Origin of the sequence: Pseudomonas cremoricolorata DSM 17059 = NBRC 16634, assembly GCF_000425745.1 — a bacterium.
Taxonomy (GTDB): domain Bacteria; phylum Pseudomonadota; class Gammaproteobacteria; order Pseudomonadales; family Pseudomonadaceae; genus Aquipseudomonas; species Aquipseudomonas cremoricolorata.
Map to the genome: position 1 here is coordinate 88,037 of NZ_AUEA01000013.1, position 22,921 is coordinate 110,957.

Below are 22,921 nucleotides of genomic sequence, written 5' to 3' on the forward strand. Positions count from 1 at the left end.
CCTCCCTTGATGACCCTGCGCTCGGCGCTGTCGATCTTCACGCTATTGCTGCTCGCCGGCTGCGTGTCGAGCGGCGCCAGCGACCCGCTGGCCAGCCGCGAGGGTCGTGAACAGGCCCGGCGCGCCTACGTGCAGTTGGGGCTGGGTTACGTGCAGCGCGGTCTGAACCAGCAGGCCAAGGCGCCGCTGGCCAAGGCACTGGCCATCGCTCCCGGCGACGCTGACGCCCATGCCGCCCTGGCGCTGGTGTATCAGGCCGAGGGCGAGCCGGAGCTGGCTGATCGGCATTTCACCAAGGCCTTGCAGCAGCGTCCGACCGATACGCGAATGCTCAACAACTACGGTGCATTCCTCTATGCTCAGGGACATTTTCGTCAGGCAGAGCAGATGTTTCGCCAAGCTGCCGTCGATACCCTGTATCCTGAACGTTCGCGGGTGTACGAGAACCTGGGTCTGACCGCCCTCAGGCAAGGTCAGCACGACCAGGCTCACGAGCATCTGCACAAGGCCCTTCAACTCAATCCACATCAGCCCCGAGCATTGCTGGAAATGGCTGAGTTGGCCTACGAAAACAGGCATTATGTGCCGGCCCGGGACTACTTCAATCGTTTCAGCCAACTGAGCGACCATGACGCCCGCAGCCTGTTGCTGGGTAGCCGTCTGGCGCGTCGGTTCGACGAACAGGTTGCTGCAGCGCAGCTGGGCCAGCAATTACAACGACTCTATCCGGGTACACCGGAGTATCAGCAATACCTGTCGGAGCAACGATGAACGCCGCGCATCCCGAATCAGTAGCAGCGACCCACCAGAACCCCGGGGACACCCTGCGCCAGGCCCGAGAGGCCCGCGGCTGGTCCCAGGCCGAAGTGGCGCGCAAGCTGAACCTCACGCTCACTTCGCTGAACCATCTGGAAACCGGTGCCTTCGACAAGCTGCCGGGGCACACCTTCGCCCGCGGTTACATCCGCGCCTACGCCAAGCTGATGGACATGGACCAGGCGCCCCTGGTCGCGGCCTTCGATCAGGTCACCGGTTCCCACGCCAAAGGCAGCGACGTGCATTCGCTGGGCCGTATCGACGAGCCCAAGCGCCTGTCGCAGAACATCCTGCGCGGGGTCAGCCTGCTGGTGCTGCTGGCGGTGGTCGGCGGCGGCTTCGTCTGGTGGCAGGACCAGGGCAGCCAGCGCAGCAAAGAGCTGGCGAACATGGCCCTTGAGCATGTCGAGGTGGAAAGCGCCGACGGTACCACGCAAATCCATCCGCTCGACGAGCCGGAAGATCAGGCGGTGAACGCCGCGCAGCAGCCCGAGTCGACTGCATTGGCCTTGCCTGGCACCACCGGCGAAAGCACCGAAGCACCCGCGTCCGAGACCTCCACCGCAGCCGCTCAGCCGAGCCAGAACAGCGCTGCCGTGCCTGCACCGACTGCCCCGACGGCCTCCACCGCTCCTGCGAACAATGCCGCGAGCACACCTGCAAGCCCGGCCGCCACGCCTGCCGAAACCCCGGCACCTGCCGGCAGTGGCAAGGTGGCGATCACCTTCGTCGCCGACTGCTGGACGCAGGTCACCGATGGCAATGGCAAGGTGCTGCTCAGCGCGCTCAAGCGCAAGGGCGAAACCGTCGATCTCAGTGGCAAGCCGCCGTTCGCGGTGCGCCTGGGCTTCGCTCGTGGCGCCCAAGTCAGCTACAACGGCCAGGCGGTCGACGTCGCTTCGTTCACCAGTGGCGAGACCGCTCGCCTCAAGTTGGGACAGTAATTCATGCACGGTGAATCTCCGATCAAACGTCGCGAATCCCGCAAGATCTGGGTTGGCAATGTAGCGGTAGGCGGTGATGCGCCGATTGCCGTACAGAGCATGACCAACACCGACACCAATGATGTCGCGGCCACCGTCGCGCAGATCCAGCGCCTGGTCGATGCCGGCGTCGACATCGTTCGTGTGTCCGTGCCCGACATGGATGCCGCCGAAGCCTTCGGCCGGATCAAGCAACAGGTCAGCGTGCCGTTGGTGGCCGATATCCATTTCGACTACCGCATCGCCCTGCGCGTGGCCGAGCTGGGTGTCGACTGCCTGCGCATCAACCCCGGCAACATCGGTCGCGAAGACCGCGTGCGGGCTGTGGTCGATGCCGCGCGTGACCGCGGCATCCCGATCCGCATCGGCGTCAACGCCGGCTCCCTGGAAAAAGACCTGCAGAAGAAATACGGCGAGCCCACCCCGGCGGCGCTGGTGGAATCGGCGCTGCGCCATGTCGAGCACCTCGATCGTCTGGATTTCCAGGACTTCAAGGTCAGCGTCAAGGCCTCCGATGTGTTCATGGCGGTCGACGCCTACCGGCAATTGGCCAGGCAGATCGTCCAGCCGCTGCACCTGGGCATCACCGAAGCCGGTGGGCTGCGTTCAGGAACGGTGAAATCTGCCGTGGGCCTCGGTATGCTGCTCGCCGAAGGTATCGGTGACACCATTCGCATTTCCCTGGCCGCCGATCCGGTCGAGGAAGTGAAAGTCGGCTACGACATCCTCAAGTCCCTGCGCCTGCGTTCGCGTGGCATCAACTTCATCGCCTGCCCGAGCTGCTCGCGGCAGAATTTCGATGTGGTCAAGACCATGAACGAACTGGAAGGGCGCCTTGAAGACCTGCTGGTGCCGATGGACGTGGCGGTGATCGGTTGTGTGGTCAACGGTCCTGGCGAGGCCAAGGAGGCCCATGTCGGCCTGACCGGCGGCACGCCGAACCTGGTGTATATCGACGGCAAGCCGTCGCAGCAGCTGAACAACGACAACCTGGTCGATGAGCTGGAACGGCTCATCCGCCAGAAAGCGGCCGAGAAGGCCGACGCCGACGCGGCATTGATTGCCCGTGGCTGATACACAGATTCGTAAGGACTTTCCGTGAGCAAATCGCTGCAAGCCATCCGTGGCATGAACGACATCCTGCCCGACCAGTCGCCGCTGTGGCGCTACTTCGAGGGCACCGTGGCCAGCCTGCTGGACGGTTATGGCTACAGCCAGATTCGAACGCCCATCGTCGAGTTCACCGAGCTGTTCAAGCGCTCGATCGGCGAAGTGACCGATATCGTCGAAAAAGAGATGTACACCTTCGAAGACCGCAACGGTGATTCGCTCACTCTGCGCCCTGAAGGCACCGCCGCCTGCGTGCGCGCTGTGCTCGAGCACGGCATCACCGGTAACGGCCAGGTGCAGAAACTCTGGTACACCGGGCAGATGTTCCGCCACGAGCGCCCGCAGAAGGGCCGCTATCGGCAGTTCCACCAGATCGGCGTCGAGGTGTTCAACCTCGACGGTCCGGATGTCGACGCCGAGCTGATCATCCTCAGCTGGCGCCTGTGGGGCATGCTCGGCATCCGTGATGCGGTGACCCTGGAGCTCAACAGTCTGGGCACCAGCGAAGCGCGGGCGCGCTATCGCGATGCCCTGGTGGAATTCCTTTCCGCACGCCTCGAGCACCTCGACGAAGACAGCCAGCGCCGCCTCAAGAGCAACCCGCTGCGTGTGCTCGACAGCAAGGATGCCGGCACCCAGGCGGTATTGGTCGACGCGCCGAAGCTCGAGGACTACCTCGACGACGCCTCGCGCGAACACTTCGAAGGCCTCAAGGCGCGTCTGGATGCTGCCGGCATTCCCTTCGTGATCAACACCAAACTGGTGCGCGGCCTCGACTACTACAGCAAGACCGTGTTCGAGTGGGTCACCGACAAGCTCGGCGCCCAGGGCACCGTGTGTGCCGGCGGGCGCTACGACGGTCTGGTCGAGCAGATGGGCGGCAAGCCGACCCCAGGCGTTGGTTTCGCCATGGGCATCGAGCGCCTGATCCTGCTGCTGCAGACCCTCGACAAGGTGCCTGCCTCGATCAACCGGCAGATCGACGTCTACCTGTGCGCCTTCGGCGAGCAGGCCGAGCTGGCCGGGCTGCGTCTGGCCGAGCGGCTGCGTGATCGCCTGCCGTCGCTGCGCCTGGCGGTGAACGCCGGGGCCGGCAGCTTCAAGAGCCAGTTCAAGAAGGCCGACAAGAGCGGCGCGTTGTTCGCGCTGATCCTTGGCGACGACGAACTGGCCGCTGAAGTCATCGGCGTCAAGCCCCTGCGTGGTCAGGGCGAACAACAGAACATTGCCTGGGATGCTCTGGCCGAGCACCTGCAAAGCGCTATCGCCAACGCGTGACGCGCTTCAACCGCCGAATTGCTGAAAAGGAGTATTGGGGTGTCGAGTATCGATGATGATGGCCTGGCTGGCGCCAAGGACTGGTGGAATCGCAACGGCAAGCCGTTGCTCACAGGTGCCTTGCTCGCCGCGGCCGTGGTGATGGGCTGGCAGGCCTGGCAGAAGTACCAGAGCAACCAGTCCCAGGGTGCCTCGGGCCTGTACCAGGCATTGCTGGAAACCACGCTGACGCCAAGCGGCACGCCGGACACCGCCAAGGTCGCCGAACTGGCTGGCAAGCTCAAGAGCGACTTCGGCGGCAGCGCCTATGCGCAGTACGGCAGCCTGTTCGTCGCCAAGGTTGCAGTCGACAGCGGCAAGCTCGATGATGCCGCCGCTGAACTCAAGGGCGTGCTCGACAAACCGGCCGACGCCACCCTGGGGGAAATTTCCCGGCAGCGTCTGGCCCGTGTGCTGGCCGCTCAGGACAAAGCAGAAGATGCGCTGAAGTTGCTCGACGGTGACGCGGAAAAGGCCTTCCTGGCCAGCCGCGAAGAACTCAAAGGTGATCTGCTGGTGCAACTGGGCCGTGCCGATGATGCTCACGGCGCCTACGAAAAGGCCAAGGCCGCGATGTCTGACGACGCCGCGACCGGTGGACTGCAACTGAAGCTGGACGACTTGGCCAAAGGGGACGCGTGACGTGATCGGTTGGAAACAAGCAGCAGTGCTGACCCTGGCCGTACTGGCCGCGGGTTGCAGCAGCAACAGCAAGAAGGAACTGCCACCGGCCGAACTGACCAAGTTCACCGAAGAAGTGGTGCTGAAGAAGCAGTGGAGCCGCTCGATCGGTGACGGTCAGGGCGACAAGTACAACGTTCTGGTGCCGGCCATCGAGAACGATCGCATTTTCGCCTCCGACGTCACCGGTGAGGTCTATGCCCTCGATCGCCGTACCGGCGATGTGGTCTGGGAGAACGACCTCGACCTGCCGGTCTCCGGTGCGGTCGGTGTCGGCTATGGCCTGCTGACCCTGGGTACGCTCAAGGGTGAGGTCATCGCCCTGGACTCCACCACCGGCAAGGAGCGCTGGCGTTCGCGGGTGTCCAGCGAAGTGCTGGCGCCGCCTGCCAACAACGGTGACGTGGTGGTGGTGCAAACCCAGGACGACCGTCTGATCGGTCTCGATGCCGCCACTGGCGAGCGTCGCTGGATCTATGAGAACACCCCGGCCGTGCTGACCCTGCGTGGCACCGGCGCGCCGGTGGTGACCAACCGCCTGGCCATCGCCGGCCTGTCCACCGGCAAGGTGGTCGCGGTGGATATCCAGAACGGCGTGCCGGTCTGGGAAAGCCGTGTCGCCATCCCGCAAGGGCGCTCGGAGCTGGACCGCGTGGTGGACATCGACGGCGGCCTGCTGCTGTCGGGTGGCACCCTGTACGTCAGCACCTATCAGGGGCGCGTCGCCGGGCTCGACATCGAAAGCGGGCGCGTGCTCTGGCAGCGCGACGCCTCCAGCTATGTCGGCGTGGCCCAGGGCTTTGGCAACGTCTACGTGAGCGAGGCTTCGGGCACGATCGAGAGCGTCGACGAGCGTTCTTCCAGCGCCCTGTGGAGCAACGACAGCCTGGCCCGCCGCCAGTTGTCGGCGCCGGAAGTGTTCTCCAGCTATATCGCCGTGGGCGACTTCGAAGGCTACCTGCACCTGCTCAGCCAGGTCGATGGTCGCTTCGTCGGTCGTGAGCGGATCGACAGCGATGGTCTGCGCGCCCGCCCTCTGGTGGTCGACGACACCATCTACGTCTTCGGCAACAGCGGCAAGCTTGAAGCACTGAGCATCCGCTGACGCTATGCTCAAGGCCTGCGGGCCTTGGGCGGCGGCGCTCAGGCACAGCCTGGACACGCCGCATGAACTCCGGCCGCTGCTTGCAGCGGCCTTTGCATTTTCAAGAATTCACCAGTGGAGAGCCGCATGGTTCCCGTAATTGCCCTGGTAGGGCGGCCGAACGTCGGCAAATCCACCATGTTCAACCGCCTGACCAAGACCCGCGATGCCATCGTCGGTGACCTTTCGGGCCTGACCCGCGACCGCCAGTACGGCGATGCCTCCTGGCAGGGTCGCTCGTTCATCCTCATCGACACCGGCGGTATCACCGGCGATGAAGTGGGCATGGATGAAAAAATGGCCGAGCAGTCGCTCATGGCCATCGAAGAAGCCGACTATGTGCTGTTCCTGGTCGATGCCCGCGCCGGCATGACCGCGGCCGACCAGATGATTGCCGAGCACCTGCGCAAGCGCAACAAGGCTGCGGTGCTGGTCGCCAACAAGATCGACAACATCGATGCCGACGTCGCCCGCGCCGAGTTCTCGCCGCTGGGTATGGGCAACGCCATTCCAGTGGCCGGCTCGCAAGGTCGCGGTATCAATGCGCTGATGGAGTCGGTGCTCGGGCACATTCCCCGTGACGCCGAAGAAGAGGCGCTCGATGCCGAGGTCGCCGAAGGCGAGGAAGCACTGCGCATCCCCGGGCCGAGCGAAAAGGATGGCATCAAGATCGCCATCATCGGTCGCCCCAACGTCGGCAAATCCACCCTGGTCAACCGCATGCTCGGTGAAGAGCGTGTGGTGGTCTACGACGAGCCGGGCACCACCCGCGACAGCATCTACATTCCGTTCGAGCGTGATGGCGAGAAGTACACCTTCATCGACACTGCGGGCGTGCGCCGTCGCGGCAAGATCCATGAAGAGGTCGAGAAGTTCTCGGTGGTCAAGACACTGCAGGCGATCAAGGACGCCAACGTGGTGATCTTCGTCATGGACGCCCGCGAAGGGGTGGTCGACCACGACCTCAACCTGCTGGGCTTCGCCCTGGAAGCCGGTCGGGCCATCGTCATCGCCCTGAACAAGTGGGATGGCATGCAGCCGGGCGAGCGCGACTACGTCAAGACCGAGCTGGAGCGCCGGCTGTTCTTCGTCGATTTCGCCGACATCCACTTCATTTCCGCGCTTCATGGCACCGGCGTTGGCAACCTGTACAAGTCGGTGCAGGCCGCCTTCAAGTCGGCGGTGACCCGTTGGCCGACCAGCCGCCTGACGCAGATTCTCGAAGATGCCATCAGCGAGCACCAGCCGCCGCTGGTCAATGGTCGCCGCATCAAGCTGCGCTATGCCCACCTCGGTGGTGCCAACCCGCCACTGATCGTGATCCACGGCAACCAGACCGAGAAGATCCCGCGCTCTTACTCGCGTTACCTGGAAAACACCTACCGCCGCGTGCTGAAGCTGGTAGGTACGCCGATCCGCATCGAGTACAAGGGCGGCGAAAACCCGTTCGAGGGCAAGAAGAACACCCTCACCGATCGTCAGGTCAACAAGAAGCGTCGCTTGATGTCGCACCACAAGAAGGCCGAGAAAAAACGCCGCGACAAACGCTGACCCTTCGAGCGGCAAGCTTCGAGTCGCGCACTGCGCCGCTTGAAGCCTGCCGCTCGAAACTTGTAGCTTATGCCCCTCAGACCCCAGGAAAGAGGGCTCCATGATCCGCAGCAAACTGCCCCACGTCGGCACTACCATCTTCACCCGCATGTCGCAGCTCGCTGCGCAGACCGGTGCGCTCAACCTTTCCCAAGGCTTTCCTGACTTCAACGGCCCACAGCCGCTGCTCGACGCAGTGGGGCGGCATGTCTGCGCTGGGCATAACCAGTACGCGCCGATGACCGGCCTGCCTGCCCTGCGCCAGCAAGTGGCGAGCAAGGTGCTGCGCCTGTACGGCGTGCAGGTCGATGCCGATGAAGAGGTCACCATCACCCCAGGCGCCACCGAAGCGATCTTCTGCGCCATTCAGGCGCTCATCCACAGTGGTGACGAGGTGATCGTCTTCGATCCCAGCTACGACGCCTACGACCCGGCCGTGACATTGGCAGGCGGGCATTGTGTGCACGTGCCGCTCAGCAACGGTGAGTTTCGTATCGACTGGCAGGCGTTCAGCGATGCGCTGAGCCCGCGCACGCGCATGGTCATCATCAATTCCCCGCACAACCCCAGCGGCGCGCTGATCACCCGCGAAGACCTTGATACCCTGGCTGCGCTGATCGCTGATCGCGACCTGTACCTGCTCAGCGACGAGGTCTACGAACACCTGCTGTTCGATGGCGCTCGGCACGCCAGCGTGCTGGCCCACCCGCAGCTCTATGCGCGGGCCTTCGTAGTCAGCTCGTTCGGCAAGACCTACCACGTCACCGGCTGGAAGACCGGCTACGTGATCGCTCCGCCAGCGCTCAGCGCTGAGCTGCGCAAGGTCCACCAATACGTCAACTTCTGTGGCGTTACGCCCTTGCAGCATGCACTGGCCGAGTTCATGGCCGAGCATCCCGAACATGTCGATGAGCTGCCGGCGTTCTACCAGGCCAAGCGCGACCTGTTCTGCGACCTGCTCGAGGATTCGCGCTTTCGCTTCACCCGTGCCCCGGGCACCTATTTCCAGTTGCTGGATTACTCGGCCATCCGTCCCGACCTCGATGATGTCGACATGGCCCTGTGGTTGACCCGCGAACACGGGGTGGCGAGCATTCCTGTGTCGGTGTTCTATCAGCAACCCATCGCCGGGCAGCGTCTGATCCGCCTGTGCTTTGCCAAACGTGAGGAGACGCTGCGCCACGCAGCGGAAAAACTATGCGCGATCTGAGCCAGCTACCCAACCTGACCCTTGCGCTGGTGCAGACCAGCCTCGCCTGGCACGACCGCCAGGCCAATTTCGAGCACTTCGAAGCGTTGCTGGAACAGGCCCGCGGCGCTGATCTGATCGTCCTGCCGGAGATGTTCACCACAGGGTTTTCCATGGAGTCCGAGCGTCTTGCCGAGCCCGAGAACGGCCCGGCCAGCAAATGGCTCAAGGCCCAGGCGAAAAAGCTCGATGCGGTGGTGACTGGCAGCGTGATCATCCAGGCGGCCGACGGTACTCACCGCAACCGCCTGCTGTGGGCGCGTCCTGATGGTGAGCTGCTGCACTACGACAAGCGCCACCTGTTCCGCATGGCCGGTGAGCACGAGCACTACACCCCCGGCTATCGCCAGGTGCAGTTCGAGCTCAAGGGCTGGCGGATTCGTCCGCTGATCTGCTACGACCTCCGCTTCCCGGTGTGGAGCCGCGACCCCCATGACACCGACCTGCTGCTGTACACCGCCAACTGGCCAGCGGCGCGGCGCCTGCACTGGAACCGTCTGCTGCCGGCGCGGGCCATCGAGAACCTGTGTTTCGTCGCGGCAGTGAACCGCGTCGGCACCGATGGCAAAGGCTTTGCCTATTCCGGTGACAGCCAGGTGCTGGACTTCCAGGGCGAGAGCCTGCTCGGTGCAGGCGAGGCCGATGGCGTGTTCACCGTGGTGTTGCGCTCTGCGGAGCTGGCGGCGTACCGCAAGCGCTTCCCGGCCGACCTGGACGCCGACTCGTTCACCCTGGACTGCTGAAGCGCCTGGTAACCGAGCCACTGCCGCTCAGTAGACGTCGCGCCGGTAGCGGCCGGTTTCGATCAGCTGTTGCACCGTGTCCTGGCCAAGCACAGCCTGCAACGCGGCATCGACGCCGGCGGCCATGCCCTGCAGGCTGCCGCAGACGTACAGGCAGGCGCCCGCGTCGAGCCAATCTTTGAGTCGCTGAGCCTGCTGCAACAGCACATCCTGCACGTAGATTTTCTCGGCTTGGTCGCGCGAGAAGGCCAGGTCGAGCCTGGCCAGGGCGCCCTCTGCCAACCAACCCTCCAGCTCATTGCCACAGAAGTAGTCGTGGGCTCGATTGCGTTCGCCGAACAGCAGCCAGTTGCGCGTTTCGCCAGCGACGATGTTGGCCCGTAACAGGCTGCGCAGCCCGGCCAGGCCGGTACCACTGCCGATCAGAATCAGCGGCGCGGCGGCGGCGGGCAGGTGGAAGCCGCTGTTGCGGCGCAGGCGCAAGGCGACACTGGCGCCGAGCGCCAGATGTTCAGTGAGCCAGCCCGAGCCCAGCCCCAGGCTGCCGTCGTCGCGGCGCTCCTGGCGCACGATCAGCTCGAGCACGCCGTCGCTGGCGATCGAGGCGATGGAGTATTGGCGATTGCCGAGCGGTGCCAGGGCATCCACAGCGGCCTGGGCATGCAGGCCGATCAGGTGACCGAGGTGGCTCGGCAACTGACGTGCGGCGAACGCCTGTTCGGCAGTCTGCGCCAGGCCGTCGCACTGTACCGGCTGGTCGCCGCGCAGGCTCAGCGCGGTGAGCAGTCGCTGCACCTGGTCAGGCGCGTTGCGCGGCAGGATTTCCACCAGGTCGCCGGCCTGCCACTGCACAGCGTGCTGCGCCTGCAAGCTCAGCAGGTACACCGGCTGGCCTTGGCTGCCGGGGTTGAGCAGGGTGCGTGCGCTGAGTGTCCAGTGTTCGTAGTGCGGCGGTTGCCAGGCCGCCACAGGTGCAGCGCCGGTCAGTTGTGCCAGGCCCTCCTGCCATTGCTGCAGCGCAGCGGGGTCGGCGTTGTCGACTTCCACCGTGCTGAACGTGCAGCGCGCACCGCGCTCGCTCAGCCACGCATGCAGGCGTCGGGCGAAGCCACAGAAATGCGCGTATTGCCTATCGCCCAGCGCCAGCAGGGCGTAGTCCAGATGCGCCAGCGAACAGGCCTGACCCAACACCTTGCGCTCGAAGCCACGGGCGTTGTCGGGCGCTTCGCCGTCGCCGAAGGTGCTGATGACAAACAGTGCGCGGCGCGCCCGGCGCAGATCATCTTCAGCCAGATCACCCAGCGCCCGCACCTGCACCGGCAGCCCGGCGGCCTGCAACTGCGCGGCACTGTGCCAGGCCAACTGCTCGGCCAGGCCGCTCTGGCTGGCGAAACCGATCAGCCAGGCATCGGCGCCATGGCCGCTCTCACTGACGTTGGCCCGGGCGGCGCGGGCCTGGCGTTGCTTGCGCCGGCGGTCGAGGTACAGCAACCAGCCGGTGATGAAGAACAGCTGCATCAGCGCACTGGCTGCGGTGAGCAGAATGCGCCCGGTCAGGCCAAAGTAGTTGCCCACGTGCAGGGCGTAGAAACTTTGCAGCAATTGCTCGTTGAAGGATTTCTCGGCGTAGCGCTCTTCATGCAGCACTTCGCCGCTGGTCGGGGCGAAGTTGATCAGGTCGAAGGCGCGCGGGTGCGCGGCGTCGCTGCGCAGCAGACGCACGCTGACCGGGCCGTGGCCATCGGCCGGCAAGCGCAGGTTGTAGGTGCTCAAGGTGGGGCCGGCCAGACGCTGCAACTCGCTCCAGATCACCGCGTAGTTGACCGGCTGCGGCGCGCTCGGCGGCAGGTCGCGGGTCATGCGGCGCCTGGCCTGCACCTGTTCCCGCGCATTCGGCTCGCTGCGCGCATCGCTGAGCAACTGACGCACGCCATCGCGGTACCACTCGTACGACCACGTCAGCCCGGTCAGGGCCATCAGCAGGTAGAACAGCAGGCACCAGGTGCCGACCACCGCGTGCAGATCCCAGTTGAACGCGCGGCCACGCTTGCGCCAGTCGAAGGTCAGCCACGCGCGCCAGTTAAGGGTCTGCCTTGGCCAGCGCAGGTACAGCCCGGACAGGCAGAAGAACACCAGCGCCAGGGTGCTGGCTGCGGTGATTTGCCGGCCGGTTTCGCCCATGGCCAGGAAGCGGTGCAGGCGCAGCATCAGGTCGAAGAAGCCTTGCCCGACCACCTCGCCCTTGAGCTCGCCGGTGTACGGGTCGGCATAGCGCAGTTGCCCGCGATGGGCGCCGGCCTCGGGGCTGAAGAAAATCCGTGCGGCGCGATCGGACTGTGGTTCGACCCACAGCATGCTGACCCGCGCCCCTTGCGCCGCTTCTGCGCGGCGCACCAGCTCAGCCGGTGGCAGTACGCCTTGCGGCTGGACCTCGACGGTCAAGGTGTTCGGGTTGAGCAGGCGCAGCAGTTCATCCTGGAACGACCAGGTCGCGCCGGTCGCGCCCATCACCGTCAGCACCAGGCCAGCACTGATGCCGAGCAGCCAGTGCAACTGGAAGAGGATTTTTTTCAGCACCACCATCACCTTGCCGGCCCGCCCGAAAATGGGCGGCGTGCATTATGCCTTGGCCGCTGCGGCGTGGGCAGTCAGGTGAGGGCGCGCAGAATTGCGGCAGACATGAAAACGGGGCCTCGCGGCCCCGTTCGGTGTTACAGGTAGAACGCCTTGAGCGGCGGGAAGCCGTTGAATTCCACCGCGCTGTAGCTGGTGGTGTAGGCGCCAGTGGACAGCCAGTACAGGCGGTCACCGATGGCCAGGTTCAGCGGCAGGCCATACTTGTAGTGCTCGTACATGATATCGGCGCTGTCGCAGGTCGGGCCGGCGATGACCACTTCTTCCATCTCGCCTTTCTTTTCGGTCCAGATGGGGAATTTGATCGACTCGTCCATGGTTTCGATCAGGCCAGAGAACTTGCCCACATCGGTGTATACCCAGCGCTCGACCGCAGTGCGCGACTTGCGCGCCACCAGCACCACTTCGCTGACCAGAATGCCGGCGTTGGCGATCAGCGAGCGGCCCGGCTCAAGGATGATTTCCGGCAGGTCGTCACCGAAGTCTTCCTTGAGGAAGCGGATGATCTCTTCGGCGTAGGTTTCCAGGCTGTTGGTGCGGGTGATGTAGTTGGCCGGGAAGCCGCCGCCCATGTTGATCAGCTTCAGCTCGATGCCGTCTTCTACCTTGAGGCGCTCGAAGATCACCTTGACCTTGGCGATGGCCGCGTCCCAGACGCTGATGTCGCGCTGCTGCGAGCCTACGTGGAACGAGATGCCGTACGGCACCAGGCCCAGGTCACGGGCGAGGATCAGCAGGTCCATGGCCATGTCGGTCTGGCAGCCGAACTTGCGCGACAGTGGCCAGTCGGCGGTGGTCGAGCCTTCAGTGAGAATACGCACATAGACTTTCGAGCCCGGCGCCGCCTTGGCGATGTTGCGCAGGTCGGCTTCCGAGTCGGTGGCGTACAGGCGCACACCCTTCTCGTAGAAGTAGCGGATGTCCTTGGACTTCTTGATGGTGTTGCCGTAGCTGATACGGTCGGCGCTGACGCCCTGGCCCATCACCTTGTCCAGCTCGTAGATCGAGGCGATGTCGAAGTTCGAACCTTTGTCCTTGAGCAGGTCGATGATTTCCACGGCAGGGTTGGCCTTGACCGCGTAGTAGACCTTGGCAAATTCGAAACCGGCACGCAGGTCGTCGTAGGCCTTGCTGATCATCTGCGTATCGATGAGGACGAACGGGGTTTCCTGTTTGTCGGCGAACGCCTTCATCTTGGTGAAAGTGTCACGTGCGAAATAGTCTTCGACCTGGATCGACATGCTCAGGGACTCCATGGGCAAACTGAATGAATAAGTGGCTGCACTGAACGTCCTCCGTATCCCCACTTTGGTTCGCCTAGGCTCTGCCTGAAAAGCCTTGAGACTCGGTTATGCTGCGTTGAACACAGCCTCGGAATGCTCATTTACTCGAGTAAACTCCGCTTCCTCGGCTGTGTTCGCCTTGCCTAACCTTCGCTCAAGACGTTTCAGACAGAGCCTAACTCAGTACTTGAGCCGGATGGATCGTTTCCAGCAGGGACGTTCGGCGCGCACTTTAGGGCGTGAGGACTGCGGAATCAACAGGCAGGCCGGGCGCGCCCCTTGAGTTACCGACTGGTGTGCGGCGCAGATGTTCCCGCAGCATCGGCGAGCGTTAAATATTGTGGAAGGGCTGCCGAGAGCGGGCGCCGGCAGGCGCGGCGACAGTTGCCAGATGAGTACGGTGAGTACAGGCTGCAGGAGGCGTGTTCAGGGACGTTCGCGGGTGAACCCGCTCTCACACGTTGAGCGGATTCAGTGACGGATCGATTCAGGTGTGCAATTTTATGGCCACGATTTCCCACAACAGGTTGTAGGAAATCGACCATAAATTTTTTGTTACCGACTCAGGAAACTGCTTCTGCGGGCGAGACGATGCTGGTCTTCGCGCCCCGCGAGCGCCCGGAACTCAAATACGCGGCAATCGACTCCTGGGTGACTTCGCCGAGGAACACCTGTTCGGCGTCGAGCACCGGAAGCCAGGCGCGATTGAACTCGTACATGCGCGACAAGAGGATGCGCAGGTGCTCTTCATGGGAGGCGGTGGCATTGAACGGTCGCAGGAAGTCGGCGCAACTGCCCTGTTGGCGGTGCATGTCGCGGCGGCGCACGTAGCCCATGGCCTTGTTCTGGGCATCGGTCACCACCACGTAGCGGCGGTCATGCTCGTCGAGCAGCTCCAGGGCTTCAGCCACCGGGGTCTGCGGGCTGACCGACGGCGCGTTGTCTGCGGCATCCTCGGCCTTGACCAGCAGCAGGCGCTTGAGGGTGCTGTCCTGGCCGACGAAGCTGCTGACGAAGTCATCGGCCGGATGCGCCAGCAAGGTGTCGGGGTGGTCGATCTGCAGCAGCTTGCCGGCACGGAAGATGGCGATCTTGTCACCCAGCTTGATGGCTTCGTCGATGTCGTGGCTGACCATGATCACGGTCTTGTTCAAGGCCCGCTGCATCTCGAAGAACTCGTTCTGGATCATCTCGCGGTTGATCGGGTCGACCGCGCCGAACGGCTCGTCCATCAACAGTACTGGCGCATCGGCAGCCAGCGCGCGAATCACCCCGATACGCTGTTGCTGGCCGCCCGACAGCTCGCGTGGATAGCGCTGCAGGTATTGCTTGGGTTCGAGCTTGATCATGCTCATCAGTTCGCGGGCGCGATCGTGGCAGCGCTGTTTGTCCCAGCCCAGCAGGCGCGGCACCACGGTGATGTTCTCCTCGATGGTCATGTTGGGGAACAGGCCGATCTGCTGGATGACGTAGCCGATGTGCCGACGCAGCGTCACTTCGTCCAGGCCGCTGGTGTCTTCGCCATTGATCAGCACCTTGCCTGAAGTCGGGGTGATCAACCGGTTGATCATCTTCAGCGTGGTGCTCTTGCCGCAGCCGGAGGGCCCGAGGAATACGCAGATCTCGCCTTCGTTGACGGTCAGGCTGACCGCGTCGACAGCCGTGATCTGCTTGCCGTTGGCGGTGAAGGTCTTGCTGAGGTTGTTGAGTTCGATCATGAGCGCAGTCCTCGTGGAGTCAGGGCACGTTGCAAGGTTTGCAGAAGCAGGTCGGCGAAGATGGCGAGCAGGCTGACCAGCACCGCGCCGACCACCAGCATCGACATGTCGCTGCGGCTGATGGAGGTCAGGATCAGCACGCCGAGACCGCCGGCGCCGATGGTTGCGGCGATGGTCATGACGCCGATGTTCATCACCACGGCGGTGCGCACGCCGGCGAGAATCACCGGCACCGCGATCGGCAGCTCGACCATGCGCAGGCGCTGACCGAAGGTCATGCCGATGCCACGCGCGGCTTCGCGGATGCCCGGCTCGACGTTGGTCAGGGCCAGGTAGGTGTTGCGCAGAATCGGCAGCAGCGAATACAGGAACACCGCTGTGATGGCCGGCAGCGGGCCAAGGCCCTGGCCGAACTTGGAGTAGAACGGCAGCAGCAGGCCGAACAGGGCGATGGCCGGAATGGTCAGCAGCACCGTGGCACAGGCTTGCAGCGGCCCGGCGACGACCGGGAAGCGCGTCATCACGATACCCAGCGGCACGCCGATGACGATCGCCAGGGTGACGGCGATGCCCACCAGGGTGATGTGCTGCCAGGTCAGGTGCACGACTTCAGCCCAGTCGAGGTGGGCGAAGGTGTCGAGGAAGTTCATGGCTGTACCTCGCTCAGCGGATGGTCACGCAGGAACGCGGCAGCGACCCGCGCCGGGCTCTGGTGCTCGACGTCGATCTTGGCGTTGAGCTCGCGCATGGTCTGGTCGTCAAGCTGCCGAGCGAGCGGTTCGAGCAACTGCGCCAGGCGCGGGTTGGCGTCGAGCACGGCCTTGCGCACCACCGGCGCTGCGGTGTAGTCGGGGAAATAGTGTTTGTCGTCTTCGAGCAGGGTCAGTTCGAAGGCATTCAGGCGGCCATCGGTGGTGTAGACCAAACCGGCGAAGACCTGATCGTTGCGCAGCGCGGTGTACACCAGGCCGGCATCCATCTGGCGCAGATTGCTCCGGTCCAGCGGTAACTGATACAGCTCCCGCAGTCCGTCGAGACCATCGGGGCGGTTGGCGAACTCGGTGTCCAAGGCCACCAGATGGCGCTGCTTGCGCTCGGCGTCCAGTACCTGTTTCAACGCACTGATGCTGCGCACCTGTGGGTAGGCCTGGGCGACACGCTTGGGCAGGGCCAGGGCATAGGTGTTGCTGAACTTCGAGGGCGTCAGCCAGATCAGGTCTTTCCTGGCGTCCAGCGCCTTGACCCGGGCATAGGTGGCCTCGGGGCTGGGCATGCGTTCATCGATATGGTTGTACGAGACCAGCGACACGCCGGTGTATTCCCACATCAGGTCGAGCTGGCCGGTTTCCTGTGCCTGGCGTGCCAGGCTGCTGCCCAGGCCTCCGGTGACGCGCACTTGGTAACCGTTGGCACGCAGGTATTGCGCGGTGATTTCGGCAAGGATGGTCTGCTCGGTGAAGACCCGCGCGCCGATGCGAATCAGCGGTTTCTCGGCCGCGTGGACAAGGCCCGCGCACAGCAGCGCCGCGCCCAGGGTAATGGCGATCAATCGTTTCATGACAATCCTCGTTCAGTGAGTCAGGCCGCGTTCCAGCCAGCGTTTGCTGACGTAACTGACCAAGCCATCGAGCAGCAGCGCCAGCAGCGCGGTACACGCGGCGCCCAGCAGCAGCTGAGGCTGATTGTTCAAGGCAATGCCGGGGAAGATCAGGCTGCCCAGGCTGTTCGCGCCGATCAGGAACGACAGCGGCGCAGTGCCGACATTCAGCGCCAGGGCGACGCGCACACCGCCGACGATGATCGGCACGGCATTGGGCATCTCCACTTGCCAGAGCTGCTGGCGCGGGGTCATGCCGATGCCGGTGGCGGCTTCCTTGAGTGAGGCGGGGACGTTTTTCAGGCCCTCATAGGTGTTGCGCACGATCGGCAGCAACGAGGCGAGAAACAGGGCGAAGATGGCCGGGCCGGCGCCGATGCCCAGCACACTGAGGGCGATGGCCAGAACGGCCAGGGGAGGGATGGTGTTGCCTACGTTGAAGAACTGCATGAAGCGCTCGGCCTTGTCGACCCGATGAGGTCGACTCAAGGCAATGCCGGCGGGAATGCCCACGGCAATCGCGGCGGCCATCGAGGCCATGACCAGTAGCAGATGAGCTTGCAGGTAGAACCCCAGGTCGCCCTGGTAGCGGGCAATGGTATCGATGCCGATCCAGTGGATCAGCAGGGCCAGGATGACGAGCGCGGCGGCCCATCCCATCAGCCCCTTTCCGTAGCGTTCAGCCACAGGTGGACTCCTTTGTCGGGTCGGCGAACACAGGCCTGCGCAGACCCGCCATCGCTGGCGGCAGGCAGTGGGTTCGCGAAGAGCAGCGTGGTGCCGGCAAGCGGCAGCGGATCACGCCATGAGCCAAGCCTCGTCAGGCTTGTAAAGCGGGTCGTTTCAGCCCTCGAGCACAGGGCGGCGGCAGGGCAGTGGACGTCTCCGAGCTGACGAAGGTTCCCACGTCAGCACGTATTTGCAAAGCGTTAATCCACTAGCTGCAAGGCAAAAAGGCAGGATAAAAACATGTTCTGAAACGCTGCAGCCAGTGAAAACACTGCTTTTGCGGCGCATTGCGCGGGGCTCGATTCAGCATGCCGAAAAACTTCCGGCAAGCGCTGCGCGGTGGCCGCACCGGGCAGGGGGCGGCGCTTTGGTCTGCGGGCGAGATCGGGTATGATACCGCCCCTTTTTCAAGACCCAGTCAGGCGATTTCCCATGACCCAACAGGCCGCCGAAGTCGCGAAGCGCCGCACTTTCGCCATTATTTCCCACCCCGACGCCGGTAAGACCACCATCACCGAGAAGCTCTTGCTGATGGGCAAGGCGATTGCCGTGGCCGGTACGGTCAAGTCGCGCAAGTCCGACCGCCATGCCACCTCCGACTGGATGGAAATGGAAAAGCAACGGGGTATCTCCATCACCACCTCGGTGATGCAGTTCCCCTACCGTGAGCACATGGTCAACCTGCTCGACACCCCCGGCCACGAAGACTTCTCCGAAGACACTTACCGCACCCTGACCGCGGTCGACTCGGCCTTGATGGTGCTGGACGGCGGTAAGGGCGTCGAGCCACGCACCATCGCCCTGATGGATGTCTGCCGTCTGCGCGACACGCCCATCGTCAGCTTCATCAACAAGCTCGACCGCGACATCCGTGACCCCATCGAACTGCTCGACGAGATCGAAGCGGTGCTGAAGATCAAGGCTGCGCCGATCACCTGGCCGATCGGTTGCTATCGCGACTTCAAGGGCGTGTATCACCTGACCGACGACTACATCATCGTCTACACCCCAGGTCACGGCCACGAACGCACCGAAGCGCGGATCATCGAAAAGCTCGACTCCGACGAAGCCCGCGCGCACCTGGGCGACCAGTACGACAGCTTCGTCGAGCAACTGGAGCTGGTGCAGGGCGCTTGCCATGAGTTCAACCAGGACGAGTTCATCAACGGTCAACTGACCCCGGTGTTCTTCGGTACTGCCCTTGGCAACTTCGGCGTCGACCATGTGCTCGATGCGGTGGTCGACTGGGCCCCGCGGCCGTTGAGCCGTGAGGCCCGCGAGCGCGTCGTCGAGCCGGTGGAAGAGAAGTTCACAGGCTTCGTGTTCAAGATCCAGGCGAACATGGACCCCAAGCACCGCGACCGTATCGCCTTCATGCGCATCTGCTCGGGCAAGTACGAGAAGGGCATGAAGATGCGTCACGTGCGCCTGGGCAAGGACTTGCGCATCGGCGACGCGCTGACGTTCTTCTCCTCCGAGCGTGAACAGCTCGAAGAAGCCTACGCCGGCGACATCATCGGCCTGCACAACCACGGCACCATCCAGATCGGCGACACCTTCACCGAAGGCGAGGCGCTGGGCTTCACCGGTATCCCGCACTTCGCCCCGGAACTGTTCCGCCGCGTGCGCCTGAAAGACCCGCTCAAGTCCAAGCAACTGCGCCAGGGTTTGCAGCAGTTGGCCGAAGAGGGCGCGACCCAGGTGTTCTTCCCGCAGCGCAGCAACGACATCATTCTCGGCGCCGTCGGTGTGCTGCAGTTCGATGTGGTCGCCAGCCGCCTGAAAGAGGAATACAAGGTCGAGTGTGCCTATGAGCCGATCACCGTGTGGTCGGCGCGCTGGGTGGCCTGCGACGACAAGAAGAAGCTCGAGGAATTCGAGAACAAGGCCGTGGAGAACCTGGCGCTCGATGGCGGTGGGCACCTGACCTACCTGGCGCCGACCCGGGTCAATCTGGCGTTGATGGAAGAACGCTGGCCGGATGTGAAATTCCGCGCCACGCGCGAGCATCACTAAGCGCTCAAAGGCTTTGCGCTTAAAGGCCTTTTGCAGCTGGTCGGCACCCCCGACCAGCCGCTACCTCCCCACGCCGTCATCGTCCGGCAAGCCACTGCCTCGCTGTACCCGTGCATAACACACTGCTTCAGTCGGACAATCCGGCATTCTGCACGATCCTAAGACCTGCCCCTTTCACTAAGCCGTTGAAATTATTGGTAGTAAATTTTTTGACATAGTTGGCATAGCCGCTGCACCGCGTAGTTTGCGAACGGACTTATCGCTCACTACATAGGCGCTACCACTATGATCACATCTGCCGATCTACCCGGAGCCGTCGACGACGGGCTCACCCGCTCAGGCGTGTCCTGGGGTGCTATTTTCGCTGGTGCTGCGGCCGCAGCTTCCCTCTCTTTATTACTGGTAGTGCTCGGCGCCGGCTTAGGATTTGCCGCGACGTCGCCGTGGGCGAACGAGGGGGCCAGCGCTGAAGCACTGGGGATTTCCACCATTGTCTGGTTGTTGGTGACCCAGATCATCGCCTCGGGCGCGGGCGGCTACATCGCCGGTCGTCTGCGGGTGAAATGGGCCAACCTGCACGGTGATGAAGTGTACTTCCGCGACACTGCACACGGCTTCCTGTCGTGGGCCGTGGCTGCTCTGGTCAGCGCGGTGCTGATCGTTGGCGCCGCCAGTAACGTGATCAGCGCCGGTGCGCAGGTTGGTGCGGGCGCCGTCGCCGGTGCCGGTGCCAGCATCGCGGCTGCCTCCGATGACAAGTCGGGCGGTAACGACAACGCCATGGGTTACTTCGTCGACGGCCTGTTCCGTAGCGATGCGCCAGTCGGTGTCAGCGAAGATGCTGCCAACGGTGTCGCCGCGCGCATTCTGGCCCGTGGCATTGCCCAGGGCGGTAGCCTTGAGCCAGCCGACCGTACCTACCTCGCGCAACTGGTTGCCCAGCGTACCCGCCTGACCCAGGCCGAAGCTGAAGCTCGCGTCGACCAGGTGCTGGGCCAAGTGCAACAAGCCAAGGTCGAGGCTCAGCAAGCCGCTGACACCGCTGCCAAAGTGGCTGCCTGGACCGCGCTGTGGACCTTCATCGCCTTGCTGTGTGGCGCCTTCTTCGCAAGCCTGGCTGCGCTGTTCGGTGGTCGTCGCCGTGACCGCGTGATCTGGGTCGAAGATCCCTACAGCACCACCCGTACCGTTCGTACAGGCACCACGCCTGTTCGTTGAGATGACCGATAAAGGAGATTCATCATGCGTTCACTGTTGCTGTGGTTCCTCGGGGTACCGATCCCGGTAATCATCCTCATCGCCATCTTCATGCACTGATAACGAAAAGGGCCGCTTAGCGGCCCTTGTCGTTTTTACCTCTGGTGTAACGCCTAGAGGAACTGCTCGGCGTAGTGGCAGGCCACCTGCCGGGTATCCACCGCACGCAGCGGCGGCACCTCGCTGGCGCAACGCTCCGTGGCATACGGGCAGCGCTTGTGGAAGGCGCAGCCGGACGGAGGATTCAGCGGGTTGGGCAGTTCGCCGACGATGCGCAGCTTGGGTTTTTCCGGGTCGGGCCGCAGGGTCGGTGTCGCTGACAGCAAGGCCTGGGTGTAGGGGTGCAGCGGCTTGGCGTACAGGTCATTCTTCGGGCCGATCTCGGCGGGCCGGCCCAGGTACATCACCAGCACGTCGTCAGCCACGTGACGCACCACTGCCAGGTTGTGCGAGATGAACACATACGCGGTGTTGAACTGCTGCTGCAAGTCCATGAACAGGTTGAGCACCTGGGCCTGGATCGACACGTCCAGCGCCGAGGTGGGTTCATCGGCCACCAGCACCTTGGGTTGCAGCATCATCGCCCGGGCGAGGGCGATACGCTGGCGCTGCCCGCCAGAGAACATGTGCGGGTAGCGCTGGTAGTGCTCGGGGCGTAGGCCTACCTGCTCCATCATCTTCTGCACCCGCTCACGGCGCTCGGTCTTGTTCAGGCTGGTGTTGATCAGCAGCGGCTCGGCCAGTTGGTCGCCGATCTTCTGCCGCGGGTTGAGCGAGGCGTAGGGGCTCTGGAACACCATCTGCACGTCGCGGCGCAGCTGCTTGCGTTCGGCCTTGCTGGCGCCGGCCACCTCCACCCCGTCGATCTGCAGCGAGCCTGCGCTGGGCTGTTCGATCAGGGTCAGGGCGCGGGCCAGGGTCGATTTGCCACAGCCGGACTCACCGACCACGGCCAGGGTCTTGCCAGCCTGCAATTCGAACGACACGCCATTGAGTGCCTGCACCACGGCCGAGCCCTTGAACAGGCCGCGTGACACCGTGTAGTGGCGGGTAAGGTTGTTCGCGGTCAGTACGACGCTCATCACGCCACCTCCTGGTTCAGCGGATAGAAGCAGCGCACCAGGCTATGGGCCTGAGCCTCCAGCGCCGGGCGTTGCGCGCGGCAGTGGTCTTGCACGTAGGGGCAGCGCGGTGACAGCAGGCAGCCCTGGGGCCGGTCATAGCGCCCTGGAACGATACCGGGCAGGGTCGCCAGGCGCTCGGCGCCCAGGCTGTGCTCGGGAATCGCCGCCAGCAGCGCTTCGCTGTAAGGGTGGGCTGGGTGCTCGAACAGGGTTGGCACCTGGCCCAGTTCCACCGCCTGCCCGGCATACATCACGCAGACCTTGCGCGCGGTCTCGGCGACCACCGCCAGGTCGTGAGTGATGAGGATCAGCGCCATGTCGTGGGCCTGCTGCAGATTCACCAGCAGCTCCATGATCTGCGCCTGGATGGTCACGTCCAGCGCGGTGGTCGGCTCGTCGGCAATCAGCAGGCGTGGTTCACCGGCAATCGCCATGGCAATCGCCACGCGCTGGCTCATGCCCCCGGAAAGCTGGTGCGGGTAGGCATCCAGGCGGCTCTCGGCTGCGGGGATCTCGACCTTTTGCAGCAGCTCCAGCGCCCGCTGGCGCGCCGCACGGCCCTTCAGGCCCAGATGCTGGTGCAGTACTTCTTCGATCTGGTAGCCGACGGTGTAGCTGGGGTTGAGCGCGGTCATCGGGTCCTGGAAGATCATCGCGATGTCCTTGCCGACCACCTTGCGGCGCTGGCGCCGGCTCAGCGAAAGCATGTCCAGGCCGTTGAAAGTCATGGCATCGGCGCTGATCCGCCCGGGGGCGTCGATCAGGCCCATCAAGGCCATCATGGTCACCGACTTGCCCGAGCCGGATTCACCGACGATGGCGAGGATTTCCCCGGCATCGACGCTCAGGTCGAGGCCATCGACCACCGGGACAGCGCTGGCATCGCCGAAACGCACGTTGAGGTTGTTGATCTGCAATAGCGGCATGGTG

19 protein-coding genes are annotated in these 22,921 nt (G+C 63.9%); 11 read left to right on the plus strand and 8 right to left on the minus strand.

Translation table 11 applies throughout. The annotated features are described in order from the left end of the window. The first annotated feature begins 9 nt into the window (after nt 1–9). The 9 genes from pilW to H618_RS0115820 all read left to right on the plus strand — a co-directional run bounded on the left by pilW (nt 10) and on the right by H618_RS0115820 (nt 9,633). Nucleotides 10–771, plus strand: coding sequence for a type IV pilus biogenesis/stability protein PilW (pilW, locus tag H618_RS0115780; protein WP_028695989.1), 762 nt, complete (start codon nt 10–12; stop codon nt 769–771). Further along, nucleotides 768–1,760, plus strand: a complete 993-nt coding sequence (locus H618_RS0115785) for a RodZ domain-containing protein (RefSeq protein WP_028695990.1) — start codon at nt 768–770, stop codon at nt 1,758–1,760. The genes pilW and H618_RS0115785 overlap by 4 nt, the downstream gene beginning before the upstream one ends. 3 nt (nt 1,761–1,763) lie before the next feature. Next, on the plus strand, nt 1,764–2,873 hold the full coding sequence (ispG, locus tag H618_RS0115790; RefSeq protein WP_028695991.1) for a flavodoxin-dependent (E)-4-hydroxy-3-methylbut-2-enyl-diphosphate synthase: 1,110 nt from the start codon (nt 1,764–1,766) through the stop codon (nt 2,871–2,873). Nucleotides 2,874–2,897: 24 nt separating this feature from the next. Beyond that, a complete protein-coding gene (gene hisS, locus H618_RS0115795) occupies nt 2,898–4,187 on the plus strand; it encodes a histidine--tRNA ligase (protein WP_028695992.1) in 1,290 nt (429 codons plus the stop codon). Between the two features lie 39 nt (nt 4,188–4,226). After that, on the plus strand, nt 4,227–4,868 hold the full coding sequence (locus tag H618_RS0115800) for a tetratricopeptide repeat protein (protein ID WP_028695993.1): 642 nt from the start codon (nt 4,227–4,229) through the stop codon (nt 4,866–4,868). A 1-nt stretch (nt 4,869) separates the two neighbouring features. Then, entirely contained in the window at nt 4,870–6,012 is a 1,143-nt protein-coding gene (bamB, locus tag H618_RS0115805; protein ID WP_028695994.1) for an outer membrane protein assembly factor BamB, read from the plus strand. A 126-nt stretch (nt 6,013–6,138) separates the two neighbouring features. Then, nucleotides 6,139–7,602, plus strand: a complete 1,464-nt coding sequence (der, locus tag H618_RS0115810; RefSeq protein WP_028695995.1) for a ribosome biogenesis GTPase Der — start codon at nt 6,139–6,141, stop codon at nt 7,600–7,602. Between the two features lie 100 nt (nt 7,603–7,702). Then, the gene (locus H618_RS0115815; RefSeq protein ID WP_028695996.1) at nt 7,703–8,851 is read left to right on the plus strand and encodes a pyridoxal phosphate-dependent aminotransferase; all 1,149 of its coding nucleotides are present in this window, start codon (nt 7,703–7,705) and stop codon (nt 8,849–8,851) included. Further along, nucleotides 8,839–9,633: an amidohydrolase gene (locus H618_RS0115820; protein WP_028695997.1), complete on the plus strand. Its 795-nt coding sequence runs from the start codon at nt 8,839–8,841 to the stop codon at nt 9,631–9,633. The genes H618_RS0115815 and H618_RS0115820 overlap by 13 nt, the downstream gene beginning before the upstream one ends. Nucleotides 9,634–9,660: 27 nt before the next feature. Here the strand turns inward: H618_RS0115820 and H618_RS0115825 are convergent, their stop codons facing one another. The 6 genes from H618_RS0115825 to H618_RS0115850 all read right to left on the minus strand — a co-directional run bounded on the left by H618_RS0115825 (nt 9,661) and on the right by H618_RS0115850 (nt 17,525). Further along, nucleotides 9,661–12,210 (minus strand): PepSY domain-containing protein, encoded by a 2,550-nt coding sequence (locus tag H618_RS0115825; protein ID WP_028695998.1) that lies wholly within the window; start codon nt 12,208–12,210, stop codon nt 9,661–9,663. 134 nt (nt 12,211–12,344) lie between these two features. Continuing rightward, nucleotides 12,345–13,508 carry a type III PLP-dependent enzyme gene (locus tag H618_RS0115830; RefSeq protein ID WP_028695999.1) on the minus strand — a complete coding sequence of 388 codons (1,164 nt, stop codon included), beginning with the start codon at nt 13,506–13,508 and terminating at the stop codon, nt 12,345–12,347. A gap of 605 nt (nt 13,509–14,113) precedes the next feature. Beyond that, nucleotides 14,114–15,268 (minus strand): osmoprotectant ABC transporter ATP-binding protein OsmV, encoded by a 1,155-nt coding sequence (locus tag H618_RS0115835; RefSeq protein WP_028696000.1) that lies wholly within the window; start codon nt 15,266–15,268, stop codon nt 14,114–14,116. Further along, nucleotides 15,265–15,918 carry an ABC transporter permease gene (locus tag H618_RS0115840; RefSeq protein ID WP_028696001.1) on the minus strand — a complete coding sequence of 218 codons (654 nt, stop codon included), beginning with the start codon at nt 15,916–15,918 and terminating at the stop codon, nt 15,265–15,267. The genes H618_RS0115835 and H618_RS0115840 overlap by 4 nt, the downstream gene beginning before the upstream one ends. After that, the gene (locus H618_RS0115845; RefSeq protein WP_028696002.1) at nt 15,915–16,826 is read right to left on the minus strand and encodes a glycine betaine ABC transporter substrate-binding protein; all 912 of its coding nucleotides are present in this window, start codon (nt 16,824–16,826) and stop codon (nt 15,915–15,917) included. The genes H618_RS0115840 and H618_RS0115845 overlap by 4 nt, the downstream gene beginning before the upstream one ends. 12 nt (nt 16,827–16,838) lie before the next feature. Then, on the minus strand, nt 16,839–17,525 hold the full coding sequence (locus H618_RS0115850; protein ID WP_425414202.1) for an ABC transporter permease: 687 nt from the start codon (nt 17,523–17,525) through the stop codon (nt 16,839–16,841). A gap of 501 nt (nt 17,526–18,026) precedes the next feature. Here H618_RS0115850 and H618_RS0115855 point away from each other — a divergent pair. Together H618_RS0115855 and H618_RS0115860 are read left to right on the plus strand one after the other, a co-directional pair. After that, nucleotides 18,027–19,610, plus strand: coding sequence for a peptide chain release factor 3 (locus H618_RS0115855; protein WP_028696004.1), 1,584 nt, complete (start codon nt 18,027–18,029; stop codon nt 19,608–19,610). 285 nt (nt 19,611–19,895) lie between these two features. Next, complete coding sequence (locus H618_RS0115860; protein ID WP_028696005.1) at nt 19,896–20,828, plus strand: hypothetical protein; 933 nt, start codon at nt 19,896–19,898, stop codon at nt 20,826–20,828. A gap of 152 nt (nt 20,829–20,980) precedes the next feature. On the opposite strand, the gene H618_RS0115865 is transcribed toward H618_RS0115860, so the two are convergent. Together H618_RS0115865 and H618_RS0115870 are read right to left on the minus strand one after the other, a co-directional pair. Further along, nucleotides 20,981–21,949 carry a peptide ABC transporter ATP-binding protein gene (locus H618_RS0115865; protein WP_028696006.1) on the minus strand — a complete coding sequence of 323 codons (969 nt, stop codon included), beginning with the start codon at nt 21,947–21,949 and terminating at the stop codon, nt 20,981–20,983. Continuing rightward, the gene (locus H618_RS0115870; RefSeq protein WP_028696007.1) at nt 21,949–22,917 is read right to left on the minus strand and encodes an ABC transporter ATP-binding protein; all 969 of its coding nucleotides are present in this window, start codon (nt 22,915–22,917) and stop codon (nt 21,949–21,951) included. Before H618_RS0115870 ends, H618_RS0115865 begins: the two co-directional genes overlap by 1 nt. Nucleotides 22,918–22,921 lie beyond the last annotated feature (4 nt).

Bases quoted from the DNA above. Each gene is read 5' to 3' on its own strand.
- pilW (WP_028695989.1), top strand. From the start codon at position 10: ATGACCCTGCGCTCGGCGCTGTCGATCTTCACGCTATTGCTGCTCGCC.
- H618_RS0115785 (WP_028695990.1), top strand. From the start codon at position 768: ATGAACGCCGCGCATCCCGAATCAGTAGCAGCGACCCACCAGAACCCC.
- ispG (WP_028695991.1), top strand. From the start codon at position 1,764: ATGCACGGTGAATCTCCGATCAAACGTCGCGAATCCCGCAAGATCTGG.
- der (WP_028695995.1), top strand. From the start codon at position 6,139: ATGGTTCCCGTAATTGCCCTGGTAGGGCGGCCGAACGTCGGCAAATCC.
- H618_RS0115815 (WP_028695996.1), top strand. From the start codon at position 7,703: ATGATCCGCAGCAAACTGCCCCACGTCGGCACTACCATCTTCACCCGC.
- H618_RS0115820 (WP_028695997.1), top strand. From the start codon at position 8,839: ATGCGCGATCTGAGCCAGCTACCCAACCTGACCCTTGCGCTGGTGCAG.
- H618_RS0115830 (WP_028695999.1), bottom strand. From the start codon at position 13,508: ATGTCGATCCAGGTCGAAGACTATTTCGCACGTGACACTTTCACCAAG.
- H618_RS0115835 (WP_028696000.1), bottom strand. From the start codon at position 15,268: ATGATCGAACTCAACAACCTCAGCAAGACCTTCACCGCCAACGGCAAG.
- H618_RS0115840 (WP_028696001.1), bottom strand. From the start codon at position 15,918: ATGAACTTCCTCGACACCTTCGCCCACCTCGACTGGGCTGAAGTCGTG.
- H618_RS0115845 (WP_028696002.1), bottom strand. From the start codon at position 16,826: ATGAAACGATTGATCGCCATTACCCTGGGCGCGGCGCTGCTGTGCGCG.
- H618_RS0115850 (WP_425414202.1), bottom strand. From the start codon at position 17,525: ATGGGATGGGCCGCCGCGCTCGTCATCCTGGCCCTGCTGATCCACTGG.
- H618_RS0115855 (WP_028696004.1), top strand. From the start codon at position 18,027: ATGACCCAACAGGCCGCCGAAGTCGCGAAGCGCCGCACTTTCGCCATT.
- H618_RS0115860 (WP_028696005.1), top strand. From the start codon at position 19,896: ATGATCACATCTGCCGATCTACCCGGAGCCGTCGACGACGGGCTCACC.
- H618_RS0115865 (WP_028696006.1), bottom strand. From the start codon at position 21,949: ATGAGCGTCGTACTGACCGCGAACAACCTTACCCGCCACTACACGGTG.
- H618_RS0115870 (WP_028696007.1), bottom strand. From the start codon at position 22,917: ATGCCGCTATTGCAGATCAACAACCTCAACGTGCGTTTCGGCGATGCC.